The following is a 17,782-nucleotide window of genomic DNA, read 5'->3' on the forward strand; positions in this document are numbered from 1 at the left end:
ACGTTGGCGCGGGTTAGTAAAGTTTCCTAACTTTACGAGGCTGGAGACCAAGGTGTTCCCTCGCCCCGCCCCCGGACGCCGGCTCGCCACGGGCGCCGCGCTCCTCGGCCTGATCGGCGCCCTCACCACCACCGCCTGGGCGGTGCCCCGGAACCAGGACCGTCACCCGGCGCCGGCCGTCCACGCCAGGGTGACACACGTTCCGTCGGCCGCCGGGTCCGCCACCCCGCTGTCGGCGTACACGATCCAGTCCTCGGCGCGGGTCACCGACTCGGCGGCTGCCGTCTCCACCCCCGGCTATCCGGCGAAGGGCTGGTACCCGGCCGGCCCCCGCTCCACCGTCCTGGCGGCCCTGTTGGCCGACGGCGTGTACCCCGATCCCTTCTACTCCACCAACCTGGACAGGATTCCGCGGGCCGACTTCCAGGTTCCCTGGTGGTACCGCTCCGACTTCACCGTCGACGACACCGGCCGGCGCACCCGCCTCGACTTCAGCGGTGTCATCTCGGCGGCCGACGTCTACGTCAACGGCCACCAGGTGGCGAAGGCCTCCGACGTGACGGGCGTCTACCCCCGCCACGAGCTGGACATCACCTCGCTGGTGAAGCCCGGTACCAACACGGTCGCCTTCCGGATCCAGCCCAACGAACCCACCAAGAACCTCACCATGAGCTGGCTGGACTGGCTCCAGCCGCCGCCGGACCGCAACATGGGCATCGTCCGTGACGTCCTGGTCCGCCGCGACGGCCCGGTGACGCTGCGGGACGCGCACGTGGTGACCGGGCTCGCCGTGCCGTCCCTCGCCACGGCCGACCTGACGGTCAAGGCACAGGCCCGCAACGACAGCGACTCGGCGGTCACGGCCGAGGTCTCCGGCAGCGTGGCGGGGGCCGACTTCACCAGGTCCGTGCCGCTCGCCGCGCACGAGACGAAGACCGTCACCTTCTCCCCCGCCGAGGTCCCCGGCCTGCATCTGACCTCGCCGAAGGTGTGGTGGCCGGCCGACATGGGCGAGCAGCCGCTGTACGACCTCGACCTCACCGCCTCCGTCGCCGGCACCGTCTCGGACACCGCCCACGAGACCTTCGGCATCCGCGACGTCCAGGCGCCGCTGAACTCCGACGGCGCCCGCCAGTACCGGATCAACGGCCGCAAACTGCTGATCAAGGGCGGCGGTTGGTCCCCGGACGAGTTCCTGCGCTGGGACCCCACCTACGTCGAGGACCGGCTCAAGTACGCCCTCGACCTGGGTCTGAACACCATCCGCCTCGAAGGTCACATCGAGCCGGACGAGTTCTTCGATCTCGCCGACCGCCTCGGCGTGCTCACACTGCCCGGCTGGGAGTGCTGCGACAAGTGGGAGGGCCAGGTCAACGGCAGCGAGGCCGGGGAGAAGTGGACGGCCGCCGACTACCCGGTCGCGAAGGCGTCCATGGCCGCCGCGGCCGCCCGGCTGCGCAGTCACCCGAGCGTGATCTCCTTCCTGATCGGCAGCGACTTCGCACCCGACGCCACGATCGAGAGGAACTACCTGGACGCCCTGGAGGCCGCCGACTGGCCGACCCCGGTGGTCCCCGCGGCCTCCGCCAAGTCATCGCCCCAGCTGGGCAGTTCGGGCATGAAGATGACCGGCCCGTACGACTGGGTACCGCCGGACTACTGGTACGCCAAGCGTGAGGGCGGCGCCACCGGCTTCAACTCCGAGACCAGCGCGGGTCCCGACATCCCCACGCTGGACACCCTCCGCCGGATGATGACCCCCTCGGAACTCGACACGCTCTGGAAAAACCCCTCCGCGAAGCAGTACCACCGCTCGCCGTCGGCCACGTTCAACACCCTGAAGATCTACAACGCCGCCCTCGCCGGCCGCTACGGCGCCCCGACCGGCCTCACCGACTACGTCCGCAAGGCGCAGCTGGCGCAGTACGAGGCCGTCCGCGCCCAGTACGAGGCCTACGGGCGCAATGCCACGGACGCGAGCAGGCCCGCAACCGGGGTGATCTACTGGATGTTCAACAGCGGCTGGACGTCCCTGCACTGGCAGCTGATGGACCGCTATCTCGACCAGGGCGGCGCCTACTTCGGCGCCAAGAAGGCGAACGAGCCGCTGCACGTCCAGTACTCCTACGACAACCGGTCGGTCGTCGTCGTGAACAACCGGCACGCCTCCGCGGGCGGACTCACCGCACGGGCCACGCTGTTCAACCCCGATGGCGCCCAGAAGTACGACAAGTCCGTGACCGGGGTGACGGTGGCCGGGGACGGTGCGCACGGCACCGTGCTCACCCTGCCCTCGTCGGTGAGCGGACTGTCGGCCACCCACCTGCTCCGGCTGACCCTGACGGACGCGGACGGCAGGGAGGTGAGCCGGAACGTGTACTGGCTCTCCACGAAGCCCGACACCCTCGACTGGGCGAAGACGGACTGGTACTACACCCCGACGACCGGCTTCGCCGATCTCAAGGGGCTCTCCTCGATGGCACAGGTGCCGGTGTCGGCAGCCGCGTCCACGGAGTCCTCGGGCGGGACGTCGACCACGACGGTGACCCTGCGCAACACGGGCGGCGGGGCGACGCCGGCGCTGTTCACGGACGTCCACCTGGTCGACGCCCAGGGTCGGCCGGTGCTGCCCGTCCAGTGGTCGGACAACGAGGTGAGTCTGTGGCCGGGTGAGTCGGTGACGCTCACCGCCACCTACCGGACCGCCGATCTGCACGGTTCGGCGCCGAATGTGCGGGTCGCCGGATGGAACGCTACGGAGCGGACGGTCCCGGCCTCCTGAACGGGCGGAGGCGGAACGAACGGGGGCGGGCCCTTGCGGCCCGCCCCCGCGCGGTTCAGGAGACGTCGAGCGCGGTGTCGTCCACGACGAACGACGTCGCGAGGGTGGAGCCCTCGGTGCCGGTGAACTTGATCGTGACCGTCTGGCCCGCGTAGCTCGCGAGGTTGAAGCTGCGCTTGGTGTAACCGCCGGCCGCGTTCAGGTTCGAGTAGGTCGCGAGGGTCGACAGCACCGTTCCGCTGCTGCCCAGGACCTGCGCCTTCAGGGTGTCGTACGCCGTCGAGGTGGTGGTCTCGGCGGTGTCGATGTGGAGGTAGAAGCTCAGGGACGCGCTCGTGCAGCCGGCGGGGATGGTCACCGTCTGCGCGAGGGTGTCGGTGTGGGCGGCGCCGTAGCCGTTCAGCCACGCCTTGTAGGAGCCGGTGCGGGCGGCCTCGCCGGTGTCGTTGGTGATGACACCGCTGGTGGCGGTCCAGGACGTGGCGCCGGACTCGAAGCCGGGGTTGGCCAGCAGCTGGGCGGCGGTGCAGGTGCCGCCACCGCCGCCGCCACCGGTGGTGCCCGAACCGGCCAGCCAGGCGGTGGCGTTGAGGGCGAGGGCCGCGTTGGTGGCGCCGGTGTCGTTCCACCCGTCGTACAGGGTGTTGCCGCTCTGGCCGGTGCCGTCGTCGATGGGCGAGCTGTCGCCCCAGTAGGCGACCCGGCCGCTGCCGAAGGTGCTGGTCAGGAAGAAGGCGCCGGTGTTGCCCGAGTAACCGGTGCGGTAGACCAGGCCCTTGACCGCGGGGTTGTCGGCCGGCTTGAGGGTCGCGGTGGTGCCGTTGGCGATCAGGCTCTTGCTGACCGTGCCGAACGAGCCGTGCAGGACGGGGTCCGTGCTGTCACTGATGGCGGACGGGTAGTCCTTGGTGATGTTCAGCACGTCGATGGAGAAGCCGAACGGGTCGGTGGAGTCGACGCTGTTGTTCGTCATCAGGTCGTTGAGGATCTTGACCGAGTCGGAGCCGTCGTTGTTGCGGTCGGATCCGTTGTGGTCGGAGATCATGAACAGACCGCCGCCGTTCTTCACGAAGTTCATGATCGCCGTCTTCTCGGCGGCCGTGAACAGCGTGTTCGGCTCCGGCAGGACCAGAGTGTCGAAGTTCGACAGGTCCGTCGAGGAGGAGCCGCCGTAGCTGAGGCTGGAGCCCGTGGGCAGCGTCTTCAGGCTGTATTCGCCGGTCTTCTGGAGCGCCACGCCCCAGGAGGACAGGGCACCGGTCCAGTCGGTCTCGGCGGACGGGGTGGCGTCCTGGCCGAGCGGGTCGGGCTGGCTGGTGGAGATGATCCAGTCGGCGTTGCCGGCCGTCTCGGCGTGGGCGTTGTCGAACAGGACGCGGTGTGGGGTCGCCGCGTGGGCGGGGGTCGCACTGGTGGCGAGCTGGACGGCCGCTCCGGTGAGCAGCAGCCCGAAGCCGGCCAGGGCCGTGGTGAACGTGCGGCGGGATCTCCGGGATCCGAGCATCCGGCGAACCTCCATGAGGGGTGGGGACAGTCGGTGGGGGCGCCAAATCTGCGCGCGTAGAACCCGCTCGAGAGTTCTACACGCGTCAATCGATTGAAAGGTACATGGCATGACGGCCCGATGAACAGAAAGTCCCGGCAATAACCGGAATGAGCCGACCGTGCTGACGCACCGTCAAGCCTCGTACAAATACGGCGTAGTGGTGCTCAGCACGTGGAAGCCCAGGCGCGCCAGGATCGGCCGGCTCATGGGCGAGGCGTCGACCTGGAGGTAGCGGTAGCCGTGGTCGGCGGCCACACGGGCGCGGTGGGCGACCAGGGCTCGGTAGATGCCCCGGCCGCGCCAGGCCTCGACGATGCCACCGCCCCACAGTCCGGCGAAGCGGGTGCCGGGGGTCAGCTCGATGCGGGCGGCGCCGACCGGTTCGTCATCAGCCAGCGCGAGCACGGCCACGGCGGTGCCGGGGTGGGCGGCGAGCTGCGCGTGCAGCCGGTGTCGCAGCTGGGTCCCGTCGGTACCGAAGGCCTTGTCGTGCACGTCCACGACGAGGTCCACTCCGGCCGGATCGACGACCGGGACGAAGCGGACGCCCGTGGGCGGTTTGGCGTCCACGGCCAGGCGGGCCGTCTCACCGATCATCAGGGTCTCCTCGGGCTCGGCCCGCAAACCGGCGGCGGTGAGGCGGGCGCCGAGGTCGGCCGGCTCGTCGTGACCGTAGAGCTTCCACTCGAAGTCCCTGCCCAGGGCGGTGAAGCGGGCGATCTGCTCGCCGATCGCCCGGTCCGCGCTCGCCGCGTCGAGACCGGACCAGAGGACGCCGTTCCAGCCCTGCGCGTCGGCCACCTGGCGCACCACGGCACCGGCCCGCTCGATGCGGGCTCCGGGGCCGTCGGGGCGCGCGCCCTCGCGCATGTCCCGGTCGTAAAGGGCGAGAACCGTCGCGTGATCCATGGCCTCACTCCAGCATCCGCGTCCCGGCGGGGCAACGGGATTACCGCACGGTCGGCGTGGAGGTGCCCGGGCCACCCTCGGTGCCCGTAGCCTGCACAGCTGGAGATCTTGCCACAAGGAGGCCGGAGGCCGATGGTGAAGGACACTGAGCTGCGGTACCTGCGCCGCTGTGTGGAACTGGCCCGTGAGGCGCTGGAGGCGGGTGACGAACCCTTCGGGTCCGTGCTCGTCGCGGGCGACGGCACGGTGCTGGCGGAGGACCGCAACCGGGTTGCCTCCGGGGACCACACCCGGCACCCGGAGTTCGAGCTGGCCCGCTGGTCAGCGGCCCACATGTCGCCCGCGGAACGCGCCGCGGCGACCGTCTACACCTCGGGCGAGCACTGTCCGATGTGCGCGGCCGCGCACGCCTGGGTGGGGCTCGGCCGCATCGTGTACGTCGCCTCGTCCCGGCAACTCGCGGCTTGGCTGGACGAGTTGGGCGTACCGGAAGCGCCGGTGCGGGCGCTTCCGGTGAACGAGGTGGCCCCCGGCGTGACCGTCGAGGGGCCGGTGCCGGAACTGGTCGGGGAGGTGCACGAGCTGCACCGCCGGCGCCAGGGCGCCACGGACTGACCCGGACTGACCCGGACCGGTCCGGCCGGTCGGCCAGTCAGCCGGTCGGCCGGTCGGCCGGTCGGCCGCTCAGTCGGCCCAAGTGCTCCGCCGCGTCAGCCGAGTTCGAGCGTGGAGACGCCGAACACCCGTTCCCGCGCGTGCGCCCGGACCGGCCCGGTGTACATGCGCGCGGTCTCGAAGGAGGGACGGAGTCCCGCCTCCTCGGCGAGCGCGGCACCGGCCGCGTTCGGCTCGGGCACGTCGATGGAGACCTCGCGGCCGGTGGCGTCGGCGGTGAGCGCGGCGAACAGGGCCCGTGCGTCGTCGGCGGTGTCGGCGAAGAGAGGGCCGATGCGCAGGCCGTCGTGGCCGGGCCGGAGCACGCCGTAGCCGGTGAGGCGGTCGCCGTCGTCCCGGACGACGGCGCGGTGGCCGGGGCTCGTCAGCCAGGCGGCGAGGAAGCGTGGGCGGTCGGCCGGGCAGCAGGCGCCGTCGTAGGCGGTGACGGCGGCCAGGTCGGCCGGTGTGACGGGCCGGACGCCCGTGACCGTCCCGGCCGCGGGGGCGGGGCCGGTGAAGCGGGCGGTGCGGTAGGCGAGTTCGAAGCCGGAGCGGCGGTAGTTGTCCTGCTGGGCCACGACCCCGTCGAGCCCGACGATCCGTTCACCGGCGTGGGCCAGGGCCGTCTTCCAGGTGGTGAGCCCGTGCCCGTGGCCGCGCAGGTCGGGGCGGACCAGGTAGAAGCCGAGGAAGGCGTAGTCGGAGCCGTGGTTCACCACGGAGACGGCCGACACGGGCTCCCCGTCGATGCGGCCGAGGAAGAAGCCGTCGGGGTCCTGGGCGAAGAAGGCGGGTCCGTCGTTCAGTCCCGGGTTCCAGCCCTCCGCCGCCGCCCACCCGCTGATCACCGGCCAGTCGGCGAGGGTGGCCTGCGTGACGACGAGGTCCTGCGGGGCCGGTGACGTCATGGGTGCGCTCCATGTTTCGTGAGGTGGGGTCCGCGGACGGCGCGGCACGGGGCCGCGCCCGCAGCATCCTTCCCGATCGGCCGGGGCCCGCGCGACGCGCGGATCGGCCGTTGCCGCGCCTCAACCAGCCGTACTGGCACGGTCGTTGGAACGATTCCCACGAAGGTGTGAACCGGGCGGCAAGCCCGGACCCGGCAGCAGTCCGAGCGGTCTTCTCGGCGAGCGCGGGTCGCACCATGACGAAGGCCCCACCGGGTCGGCGTCCGGTGGGGCTGTGCGGTGGTACGGGTCAGCGGACGCGACCCGGCCGGCAGCGCCGGTACAGGGTGGCTCCGGTCAGGATCAGCGCGAAGCTGCCGGCGACCGCGGGGGCGGTCAGGCCCGTTCCGGTGTGGGCGAGCGCGCCCACGCCCTGCTCCGGGAGGGTGTGCGGGGCCGGGTGGGACTTGACCGGGGCCGCGGGCTTCGGAGTGGTGGTCGGGGTCGCCGGGTGACCACCGGTGTTCGACGACTGATTACCGGACCCCGGGTTCGCCACGCCGACCACGCCGACGCCGTTCCCGCTGACGTTCACCGGCAGGTGGACGGGGATCTGGATGTCGTTGCCGGAGATCACGCCGGGCGCGTCCGTCGTACCGCCCTCCGCCGTGGCGTCGCCCGACGTGGCGTCGCCCGACGTGGCGTCGCCCGACGTGGCGTCGCCCGACGTGGCGGACCCGCCCTGGTCGTCCTCGCCGCCGTTCGCACACGTGTTGCCCATGGCGGGGTTGAGGAGCCCCACCACGTTCACCGTGTTGCCGCATACGTTCACTGGTACGTGCACCGGGAGCTGCACGCTGTTGCCGGAGATCACACCGGGCGAGCCGGCCGTCGCGCCGTCGGCGGAGGCACCATCACCGGCGAAGGCGGCGGACACCGGCATCGTCACGGCCATCGCCCCAGAGGCGGCGACAACGAGGACACCGTATCGGGTAGCCCGTCTCATAGTTCCCTGCCTTCCAGAGTTCGTCGCGGGCACTCACCCGCATCACATAAAACGCCTGCGAACCATTCGAGTTATGGCTAAACACACTTTCACTCTCAAGAGTGTTGTGATCATTCGAACTCCTTGTAAAGCGAGCGATTCCACGGTGATCGACACAGAGGGGGCGAGGGTACGCCCCGGGCCGCCGTACCGCTCGCCGGGAGGCGTGCCCCACAGGGCCCGCCTATCGTGAGGAGGGCGTAGCCCGGGACCGCGGGTGCGCCCCGGGAGGCGATCGATGCTGGCCAAGCTGTCCTCACGGCCCGCCGTGCGACGCGGCGCGGGTGCGGGAGTCCTCACCCTGGCGCTGCTCGGGGCCGGGCTGCCCTCGGCGGCCGCCGCCCGGTCCGAGCCCGACCTGACGCGGTTCTACCGGCAGAAGGTGGTGTGGGCGGCCTGCAAGGGCCCGGACATGTCCCGGGACCTCCAGTGCGGGAAGGTGTCCGTTCCTCTCGACTACGCGCGTCCCGCCGACGGCAAGCTGGACCTGGCTCTGGCCCGCTACCGGGCGACCGGACCGTCACGCGGATCGGTGCTGCTCAACTTCGGCGGCCCCGGCGTCCCCGGCGTCAGCCAGCTCGCCGGCGGCGGTGGCAAGGACTTCATGGACCTGACCAACGGCTACGACGTCGTCGCGTTCGATCCGCGCGGCGTGGGGCACTCCTCCCCGGTCAGTTGCGGTGCGGGCGAGGCCCTGCCGTCTGCCGTGACCGACGAGGAAACCGACATCACCCGTCCGCAGGTGCTGCTCAAGCAGCTGCGGCAGTCCGCCGACGACTGTGCGAAGAGCTCCGGCCCGGTCCTCGGGCACATGGGGACGGTCAACGCGGCGCGGGACCTGGACGTCATGCGCCAGGCCCTCGGTGACAAGAAGCTCAACTATCTCGGCTTCTCCTACGGGACACGGCTCGGCGCGGTGTACGCGGCACAGTTCCCGCACAAGGTCGGCCGGATGACCCTGGACGGCGTGGACACCCTGACCGAGTCGCTGGCCGAGCAGGGGGCGGCGACCGCGGAGGGGCAGCAGACGGCGCTGGACGACTTCCTGGACTGGTGCGCGTCGGACGTCGCCTGCCCGTTCGGCCAGGACCGGCGCACGGCCGACGACCAGGTGGTGCGGCTCGTGCGCTCCCTCGACGAGAACCCGGTGCCCACGGACTTCGGCGGCATGTTCAACGGCCAGGACCTGGTGGGCGCCATCGGGCAGGCCCTCTACAGCAAGGACCTGTGGCCCTCGCTGGAGCGGGCGCTGTCCTCCCTCGTCGAGGACGGGGACACCCGGGCGGTGCTGAACTTCGCCACCGGCGGGATCGGCCTCCCGCTGCGGGCCCGGCGGCCCGGCCCGAAGGACGGCGGACTGGTCGACGCCCAGAACATCCCGGCGGACAACCTCTCGGCCGCGCTGTTGGCGATCAACTGCGCGGACGACCCCGACCGGCCCGGCGCCACGCAGATCACGAAGGACCTCAAGACCCTGCGGGCCGTCTACGACAAGGCGTCGCCGGTGTTCGGCCGCTACCGGCTCACCCAGCTGCTGATGTGCTACGGCCGCCCCAAGGGCACGGACTTCATCCGCGACCGGGTCAAGGACGTCCCGTCGGCGAGCATCCTGCTGGTGGGCACGCGAGGCGATCCCGCGACGCCGTACCGCTGGACCGTGGAGACGGCCCGAAGGCTCGGCCCGGCGGCCGTCGTGCTCGACAACAAGGGCGACGGTCACACCGGCTACACCTCGTCCAAGTGCGTGCACCGCAAGGTCGACGACTTCCTGCTGTACGGCGACCTGCCGGCGAACGGCAGCTCCTGCGTGGCGGACCAAAACGACTGGCGTTCCACCGCGGACGCCTCCGGATGAGGACAGGCCGGGTCCAAGCGGGTGACAGTGGCGATTTCGGCACAACCCTCCGGTCATCCCCGACGTCACACCGGGCAGGTGTGCCTCGGCCCGCCGGACCCGAACCCGACCGTGACAGGGGGAATCCACCATGCACGTCCGTGCCGCACTCGCCGTACCCGTCGTCTCCGCCGCGGCCGCGGCCCTGCTGACCACAGCGCCGCAGGCCCAGGCGGCCGCGGCACAGGCCGCGCCCGCCCGCTGCGCGGAGAAGGCGCTGACCGTGCGGGCGAAGGCCGTGCCCGCCGACCCGTCCGTGATCCGCGTCGGCGTGACCAACGAGGGAACGCGCGCCTGTGTCGTCGACCGCGTGCCCACGGTCACCTTCGGTGACCTGGACGGGGCCGCGCTGCCGGTGCCGGCCGGAGGCAGCAATACCTACCGGCTCGGGGCGGGCGGGACGGCGTACGCGGCCGTCCGCACCATCGCCGATCCGGCGGACCCCGAGGCCCGCCGGACGGGCACGCTCACCGTGGCCGCGTCCGCGTCCCAGTGGGGGCAGACCTTCACCGCCGCCCGGCTCGGCACCGGACGGGACATCCGGGTCTGGGAGCCGGTGACGACGTGGTGGCAGCCGACGGCGGCGCAGGCGAACCGGGCCATCGGCCTCAGCTGAGGGTCAGCTCCGGGGAGTAGAGGTCCAGCCACACGGCGAGGTCCAGAGTGCGCTCCAGACCGCGCCGAGCGGCCTGGGTGCTGACGGGCGTGTCGCGTTCGGCGGCCACCCGGACCCGCTCGCGGTCCACCAGGTCGAAGACACGGTGGGAGGGTTGCGCGAGGAGGTCCTGGACCTGGGCCTGCAGGGCGCGGGCGTACCGGGGGTCCTGGGTGGACGGGTACGGGCTCTTCACCCGGTCGTAGACCGAGCGTGGCAGCAGGTCCGCCGTGGCCTCCCGCAGCAGGCTCTTCTCCCGGCCGTCGAAGGACTTCAGCGACCAGGGCGTGTTGTACACGTACTCCACGAGCCGGTGGTCACAGAACGGCACCCGGACCTCCAGGCCGACGGCCATGCTCATCCGGTCCTTGCGGTCGAGCAGGGCGCGGACGAAGCGTGTCAGGTGCAGGTGGGACATCTGGCGCATGCGGAACTCGAAGTCGCTCTCGCCGTCCAGGCGCCGGATGCCGGCGACGGCCGTGCGATAGCCGTCGGCGACGTATCCCCCGAGGTCCAGCGTCTTCGCCAGGTCGGAGCGCAGGATGCCCGCGTCGTCGCCGAAGTCGCGGCCGAAGCGCACCAGCCAGGGGAAGGTGTGGGCGCGGCGGGCGTCCTCGTCGAAGAACTGCTGGTAGCCGCCGAAGACCTCGTCGGCCGACTCGCCGGACAGGGCGACCGTGGACTGGTCGCGGATGGCACGGAAGAGCAGCAGGAGCGAGGCGTCCATGTCGCCGAATCCGACCGGCAGGTCGCGGGCGCGGATCACCTTCGCGCGGGCGTCCGGGGCGGCGAGGGACTGGGCGTCCAGAATGATGTCCTGGTGGTCGGTTGCGGCGAGCCGGGCCACGTCGTGCACGAACGGGGTGTCGGGCGTGCCGCGCAGTTCGTCGGCGACGAAGTTGTCCGTCTGGCCGACGAAGTCGACGGAGAAGCTGCGCACCTTCTCGCCCTGCTCGGCGAGCTGCCGGGCGGCGAGCGCCGTCATGGCGGAGGAGTCGAGGCCGCCGGAGAGCAACGTGCAGCGCGGGACGTCGGCGACGAGCTGGCGGCGCACGATGTCGTCGAGGAGGGTGCGCACGGTGGTGATGGTGGTGTCCCGGTCGTCCGTGTGCGGGCGCGTTTCCAGCTGCCAGTAGACGCGAGTGGTGAGCCCGTCGCGGTCGACGGTGACGACCGTGCCGGGTTCGACCTCGCGCATGCCGTCCCAGACGGCGTGGCCGGGCGTCTTGATCAGCGTGAACAGCTCGCGCAGGCCGTCCAGGGCGACGCGGGGGCGGATCATCGGGTTGGCGAGGATCGCCTTCGGCTCGGAGCCGAACAGGACGCCGTCGGCGGTCGGGCAGTAGTAGAACGGCTTGATGCCCATGCGGTCGCGGATCATCACGAGCCGCTGGTGGCGGGCGTCCCAGACGGCGAAGGCGTACATGCCGTTGATCCGCTCGGCGATGGCGTCGCCCCACTCGAGGTAGCCGTGCAGGACGACCTCGGTGTCGGAGTCGGTGGTGAACCGGTGGCCGCGGTCCGCGAGTTCACGGCGCAGTTCGGTGAAGTTGTACGCCTCCCCGGAGTAGACCAGGGCGACCGCTCCCTCGGGTGTGCCGACCGACATCGGCTGACGGCCGCCGGGGAGGTCGATGATGGCGAGCCGGCGGTGGCCCAGGGCGGCGGGGCCCTGCGTCCAGGTGCCGCGGTCGTCCGGGCCGCGGCAGGCCATCGTCTCGGTCATCGCATCCAGTACGGCGGCCTCGGTGCCGAGGTCGCGGTCGAAGGAGACCCATCCGGTGATGCCGCACATGCGCTGCCTCCTGCCTCCGGCCCGCGACCGGCCCCTCGCTCACCTGCGCCTTTCCGGGGTGGACGGGGAAGACCGCCGAACCGGTTGTATCGAGCACCTATAGAACGAGCCTCCGTCAGGCATGCGCGCCGGTCAACGCGGGCACCCCCGGGCCGACTCCCCTCCCTCACGGTTTCGGCCGGGTTTTGCCCGCGCGAAATCCGGAGACCCCCGCAACGCCGGGCCCGGGGCACCGGTAACCGGCCGCGGGCAAAAACTTCGCCAAGCGCCCCGCCCGTAGCCCCTTTGCCGGCAGGAACGCGGTGGCGTAGTGACCGGGTGCCGCGGTCGGGAACGCGGTGCCGTCGCGGTCGGGTGCCGCGGTCAGGACGCCCTGGTCAGGAACCGGTCCAGCGCCTCGGTCAGCTCGGCCGGCTTCTCGACCGGCAGCTCGTGACCGGCGTCGATGATGCGGACCACCGCGTCCGGGTAGGCCTTGGCCATCCGGAGCATCTGCCGCACCGGCAGCTGGATGTCGTAGTACCCGTGGACCATCAGAGTGGGCGTGCGGATCTCGCCGGCGCGGTCGAGGACGTCGAAGGCCCGCATGGCGCCGTACAGCGTCATGACGACCTCGCGCGGGGTCTGTGCCGAGGCGCGGATGTGCCGGCGGATCTCCTCGCGCGGGTAGCCCGGTTTGAAGGCCCGCTGGATGTTGGTGGCGACGAACAGCTTGAACGGGACCAGGGTGGAGGCCGCCATGAGCAGGCCCCTGCCCCGGCTGTACGTCATCCGGCCGATCGAGTTGACCAGCACCATCCGCTCCACCCGCTCGGGGTGGGCCAGGGCGATGGTCTGGGAGATCATCCCGCCCATGGAGTGGCCGACCAGGACGAACCGCTCGATCTTCAGGTGGTCGAGGAGGGCGAGGACGTCGCTCGCCAGTTCCCCGATCGTGCGCACCCCGGCCCCGGTGCTCTCCCCGTGCCCGCGCAGGTCGAGCCGGATCACCCGGCGTCGCTCGCCGAAGTGCGCCACCTGGTGGTCCCAGCGGTGCCGGTCGGCGGTCCAGCCGTGGACGAACACCACCGGCACGTCCGCCGCGTCGCGGGGACCCTCGTCGTCGTACGTCAGTGCGGCGCCGTCGACGTCGAGCTGCGGCATGGGGGCCTCCTGGGCTGGTGCGGCGGGGTTCGGTTACTGACCGGTACGGTAATGGCCGGACCGGCGGTCCGTCACCGGGTCGGGCAGCGGGGACGGGGAGACGACGGCGTCCGGGAGGCGAGAGGCAGCGGCGGTGTCGCGGCCTCGGTGGAGAGGGAGCACATGCATGGGTGACCCGTTGGGTGTGGCCGTACTGGGTGCAGGACACATGGGGGCAACGGGTGTGCACCTCCGCCGACTTGCCGGCCTTGGTCGCGTCGCCCTGGAAGCGGCGCAGGAAGCGGTTGGGGCCGACCATCGTCACGTCGTACTTGCCGCCACCGAAGCCCGTGCCGATGTTGAAGTAGTCGGAGGCGGTGCCGCCCGCGTCCACGGTGTACTGATAGGGCGTGGTGTCGCGGTAGGCGTTGGGGTGGAGGGAGAAGTGGGCCGCCCGGGTGGCGGGGGTGCCCTGGTTGGTCATGGTGAACCAGGCCAGGATCTTCCCGGCCGCCCCGAACTCCAGGTGGTCCAGATAGCCGCCCGGCTGGTACGGCAGCGCGCGGGCCGGGCGCGGGCCGGGCTCCTGGGCGGGCAGGGCGTTGTTCGTCGGCACCGGGTTGGGCAGCGGTCCGCAGGTGCTGATGCCGATGACACTGGTCGCGGGCAGCGAGACGGAGCCGTGGACGGGGTTGGCGAAGTCGAAGACGCCGGTCAGGTCGCCGCTCACCTTGCGCCGCCAGTCGCTGATGTTGGAGCAGGCGACCGGCTTGCCGAGGGCCGCGGTCCAGGTCTCCAGGAACCGCAGGACCGACGTGTGCTCGAAGACCTCCGACGACACCCAGCCGCCGCGCGTCCACGGCGAGACGACGATCATCGGGACACGGAACCCGAAGCCGTACGGCACCCCGTTGAGGAACTCGCCGGCGGTTCCGGCGGGCGGCGCCGGCGGCGGGACGTGGTCGAAGAAGCCTTCGTTCTCGTCGTAGTTGAGGAACAGGACGGTCGAGTCGAACACGTCGCTGTCGACGGCCAGGGCCTGGTAGACGAGGCTGACGAAGTGGGCGCCGTCACCGGGCGGTGCGTACGGGTGCTCGGAGAAGGCCTGGTTGGGCACGATCCAGGAGACCTGCGGGAGGGTGCCCGCGAGGACGTCCGCCTTGATGGCGGCGGCGATGTCGTCCGGGTTCGAGCCGGTGACCTTCGGGACGGAGGACATGCCCCGGTCGTACAGCGGATCACCCGGCTTGGCGCCTGCGAAGTTCTTGAAGTAGGCACAGCCGTTGTCGCCGTAGTTGTCGGCCGCGTTCTGGTAGACCTTCCAGCTCATCCCGGCGGCCTGGAGCGCCTCCGCGTAGGTCTGCCAGGTCAGGCCGGACTCGTCGCCGCCGTCGTAGCTGGTGGAGTCGACCTTGCCGCTCCACAGGAAGGTGCGGTTGGGGCCGGTCGCGCTCAGCGTGGAGCAGAAGTAGGCGTCGCAGATCGTGTAGTTGTCGGCGAGCGCGTAGTGGAAGGGGATGTCGGAGCGGTCCAGGTACCCGAGGGAACGGACGTTGCCGACCCCCGCCACCCAGTTGTCCATGCGGCCCTTGTTCCACGCGGAGTGCTGCGAGGACCAGGAGTGCGGCAGGTCGCCGTTGCACTGGGCCAGGGTCTCGCCGTCCTTGCCGCCCGCCGCCGGGGTCGCGCTGAGCTTCCAGGGGTACTGGCGGCCCGTCCCGTTCGGCTGGTTGAAGACCGAGTTCCCGCCGCCGAGCGTGATGCCGCTGCGGTCGTCGAAGCCGCGCACGCCCTTGAGACGGCCGAAGTAGTGGTCGAAGCTGCGGTTCTCCTGCATGAGGATCACCACGTGCTTCACGTCCTTGATCGTGCCGGTCGTCGCGGTCTCGGCCGCGGCCGCGGCCGCGATGGGGGTACCTCCCAGAGCGAGCGCATTCGAGCTCTGGGGGAGGGAGCCGGCGCCCAGCGCCCTGCCCGCCGCCACGGAAGCGCCGAGTCCCACGAAGCCTCGTCGGCTGATCGGTGTCATTCGCCCCGTCCTCGTCAGCGGAGTGCCCCTGCGGCACACCGCGGGCCAGGCTGCCCGCGGCGGTCGTCAGAGGTCGTACCCCTGCGGTGAGGCGAAAGTGAACAATATTCAAAGTCGGCGGCCACCGGGCCCGTTCGGTCCTCAGACGCCGCCGAACAGGGCGCCGAGCCCTCGCTCGACGACCCCGGCGACGTCCTCCTGGCCTGCGGCGACCACGGCGTAGGTGCGCAGCAGGAAGCGGCGCAGGGCCGAGGTGCGGAACTGGAGCATCGCGAGGCCGTGCGGCGAGTGGAACTCCACGACCGTCCGGGTGCGGCCGTGCGGCCAGATCTGTACGTCCCCGTGTCCGGCCGGGGCACGCAGCCCCTGGTCCAGCAGCGAGCGCGCGAAGGTCCAGGTGACCCCGCCGCCCTCCAGGGTGGCCTCGGGCGGGAAGTCCACAAGGACGGCCAGCGGATCGTCCGCGGTGTAGCGCAGTGTGGCCGACACCGGGACCTCCTGGTCCTCGGCGGTGATCAGACGGGCCTGTGCGGATTGCTCGATGAAGGTGTCCATGCCTTTAAGGAGGCGGAAGCCGCGGTTCACAGGACATCGGATCCGGACAGAGTTGGCGCGTACCGACCGGCGGGCGTCACGATGGAACACACGCGCGTCGAACACTCGCTTGAGTTCCCCGGCCGAACGTGCGAGAGTCCGTCAACTCCCGTAGATCTTCTACGACTTACACCCGTTCACAACTAGGCGAAACGTCCGGACGGAGCACGCCCGGGAGACTCTGGCATATGCCTGAAGCACCACCGTATCGTGTGTTGCCAAATCCCTTACGGGGCGTCGTGGGCTGTGCAACAGTCGTAACGGTCCCTCCGTCCCCGTTGGCCGTACCGTTCCCCATCGGAGTGCGTCATGCCGTCCCCTGTCTCCGCGGACCGCCCAGCCGCCCAGCCGCCCGGACGCGGCCCCGTCGAGGCGTTGATAACGCAGGCGCGACGGCTCAAGGGCGACATGGACGCGGTACGGCGGGACGCGCGGAGCGACGCTTCGGACCCCGAGGAACGCTGGCAGCGGGCGCTGTACGACCTCGCTCTGCACCAACTCGACGATCTTGACTCCCATTTGGCGCAGCTGCGGGACGGCCCGGAGCTCCCGCGGACAGAGCACGCGCAGTTCACCGAGGCCGCTGAGCCCGCCGCGTCCGCCGCATCCGCCGAGGTCCCGATCGCCCGGCCCGCGCCCGCGTCCCCTCCGTCTGGTCCGTCCGGCTCCCTGCTCAGCCGGGTCGGGAGCGCGGAGTGGAACCTGCTCACCGACGAGGCGAGCTGGTCCGGGGAGCTGTACCAGATCCTGGGCCTCGACCCGGCCGCGCCCGCACTTACCCTCGACGAACTCCCGGCACTGGTCCACGACGAGGACCGGCGCACGCTGACCTCGATGGTCACGGACTGCCTGGTGGACGCCAAGCCGATCGACGGCGAGTTCCGTGTCGTACGGCCCGACGGCTCCGTGCGGACCGTGCACATGATGGGCGAGCCCGTGCTGGGCGCCGACGGGGGCACCGTCTCCATGTGGGCGGTGCTGCGCGACGTCAGCGAGCTGCGCCGGCACCGGCACACGGTGCGCGAGTCCCATGACTCGTTGCAGCGCCACCGCGCGCAGGCCCAGCAGACCGAGCACCGTCTCGCCGTCGAGCTGCAGGAAGCCGTGCTACCGCCATGGCGCGGCTCCCTGCGCCTGCCACGCCGGGGACCCCAGACCCTCGACCTGGCCGCCCACTACCTGCCCCCGGCGACCAGCCCGCCGATCGGCGGCGACTGGTACGACGCCCTGGAACTGCCCGACGGCGCCACGCTGCTCAGCGTCGGCGACCTCACCGGGCAGGGCGTGACAGTCGCTTCGGGCATGGCGATGCTGCTCGGCGCCGCACGCGGTATGGCGATGGCCGGCAGCTCGCCCGGTCAACTCCTCGCCATGCTCAACCAGTTGCTCGACGCCACCGTCCAGCCGGCCCTCTGCAGCACCCTCTGCTGCCACTACCGGCCCGAGACCCGCACGCTGGTCTGGGCGCAGGCAGGACACCCCGCCCCCCTGCTGTATCGCAACGGGACGGGGCGTGTCCTGACCGCACCGGACGGTGTCCTGCTCGGCGCCACCTCGGGTGCCGTCTACGGGCAGGCCGAAGTGACCCTCGAGCCCGGCGACCTGCTCCTGCTGCACACCGACGGACTGGTGCCGGAGCACCACCGGACCACGGCAGCGGACCGCCTGCTCGACCTGGCCCCGCGCTTCGGCGAGGCGCGCACCGCGCAGGACTGCGTCCGCACGGTGGTCGAGGAGTTCGGCGGAGCCGAGCGCCTGGACGACGCCTGTGTGCTCGTCGCCAAGGTCACCGCGTGAACTGACCTGAGCCGACAGGGTCACCCAGGGGCCGGCCTTCTGAAATCCGGCCCTCTTGTCGATGGAGCAC

12 protein-coding genes and 1 pseudogene are annotated in these 17,782 nt (G+C 71.3%); 5 read left to right on the top strand and 8 right to left on the bottom strand.

The window, feature by feature from the left end:
* The first annotated feature begins 52 nt into the window (after positions 1-52).
* The gene (locus ACWD5D_RS30825; protein ID WP_451376049.1) at positions 53-2,782 is read left to right on the top strand and encodes a glycoside hydrolase family 2 protein; all 2,730 of its coding nucleotides are present in this window, start codon (positions 53-55) and stop codon (positions 2,780-2,782) included.
* Between the two features lie 55 nt (positions 2,783-2,837).
* Here ACWD5D_RS30825 and ACWD5D_RS30830 read toward each other — a convergent pair whose 3' ends face one another.
* On the bottom strand, positions 2,838-4,286 hold the full coding sequence (locus ACWD5D_RS30830) for a hydrolase (RefSeq protein WP_451376050.1): 1,449 nt from the start codon (positions 4,284-4,286) through the stop codon (positions 2,838-2,840).
* 174 nt (positions 4,287-4,460) lie between these two features.
* The gene (locus ACWD5D_RS30835; RefSeq protein ID WP_451376051.1) at positions 4,461-5,237 is read right to left on the bottom strand and encodes a GNAT family N-acetyltransferase; all 777 of its coding nucleotides are present in this window, start codon (positions 5,235-5,237) and stop codon (positions 4,461-4,463) included.
* Between the two features lie 132 nt (positions 5,238-5,369).
* Between ACWD5D_RS30835 and ACWD5D_RS30840 the strand changes: the two genes are divergently transcribed.
* Entirely contained in the window at positions 5,370-5,852 is a 483-nt protein-coding gene (locus ACWD5D_RS30840) for a nucleoside deaminase (protein ID WP_451376052.1), read from the top strand.
* Between the two features lie 95 nt (positions 5,853-5,947).
* Here the strand turns inward: ACWD5D_RS30840 and ACWD5D_RS30845 are convergent, their stop codons facing one another.
* Both ACWD5D_RS30845 and ACWD5D_RS30850 read right to left on the bottom strand, forming a co-directional pair.
* A complete protein-coding gene (locus tag ACWD5D_RS30845; RefSeq protein ID WP_451376053.1) occupies positions 5,948-6,802 on the bottom strand; it encodes a GNAT family N-acetyltransferase in 855 nt (284 codons plus the stop codon).
* A gap of 289 nt (positions 6,803-7,091) precedes the next feature.
* Complete coding sequence (locus ACWD5D_RS30850; protein ID WP_451376054.1) at positions 7,092-7,736, bottom strand: chaplin family protein; 645 nt, start codon at positions 7,734-7,736, stop codon at positions 7,092-7,094.
* A gap of 328 nt (positions 7,737-8,064) precedes the next feature.
* Between ACWD5D_RS30850 and ACWD5D_RS30855 the strand changes: the two genes are divergently transcribed.
* Both ACWD5D_RS30855 and ACWD5D_RS30860 read left to right on the top strand, forming a co-directional pair.
* Positions 8,065-9,681 (top strand): alpha/beta hydrolase, encoded by a 1,617-nt coding sequence (locus ACWD5D_RS30855; protein WP_451376055.1) that lies wholly within the window; start codon positions 8,065-8,067, stop codon positions 9,679-9,681.
* 130 nt (positions 9,682-9,811) lie between these two features.
* Positions 9,812-10,336 (top strand): DUF4232 domain-containing protein, encoded by a 525-nt coding sequence (locus tag ACWD5D_RS30860; protein WP_451376056.1) that lies wholly within the window; start codon positions 9,812-9,814, stop codon positions 10,334-10,336.
* Here ACWD5D_RS30860 and asnB read toward each other — a convergent pair.
* The 4 genes and pseudogenes from asnB to ACWD5D_RS30880 form a co-directional block, all read right to left on the bottom strand.
* On the bottom strand, positions 10,329-12,170 hold the full coding sequence (gene asnB / locus ACWD5D_RS30865; protein ID WP_451376057.1) for an asparagine synthase (glutamine-hydrolyzing): 1,842 nt from the start codon (positions 12,168-12,170) through the stop codon (positions 10,329-10,331). The genes ACWD5D_RS30860 and asnB overlap by 8 nt on opposite strands.
* A gap of 363 nt (positions 12,171-12,533) precedes the next feature.
* Positions 12,534-13,313: an alpha/beta fold hydrolase gene (locus ACWD5D_RS30870; protein WP_451376058.1), complete on the bottom strand. Its 780-nt coding sequence runs from the start codon at positions 13,311-13,313 to the stop codon at positions 12,534-12,536.
* A gap of 217 nt (positions 13,314-13,530) precedes the next feature.
* Positions 13,531-15,321: pseudogene (locus tag ACWD5D_RS30875) on the bottom strand (phosphocholine-specific phospholipase C); the annotation flags it as partial.
* Positions 15,322-15,462: 141 nt separating this feature from the next.
* Entirely contained in the window at positions 15,463-15,876 is a 414-nt protein-coding gene (locus tag ACWD5D_RS30880) for an SsgA family sporulation/cell division regulator (RefSeq protein WP_451376059.1), read from the bottom strand.
* 348 nt (positions 15,877-16,224) lie between these two features.
* Between ACWD5D_RS30880 and ACWD5D_RS30885 the strand changes: the two genes are divergently transcribed.
* Positions 16,225-17,712 (top strand): PP2C family protein-serine/threonine phosphatase, encoded by a 1,488-nt coding sequence (locus tag ACWD5D_RS30885; RefSeq protein ID WP_451376060.1) that lies wholly within the window; start codon positions 16,225-16,227, stop codon positions 17,710-17,712.
* Positions 17,713-17,782: the final 70 nt, after the last annotated feature.

This window comes from Streptomyces sp. NPDC002520, from assembly GCF_053595235.1.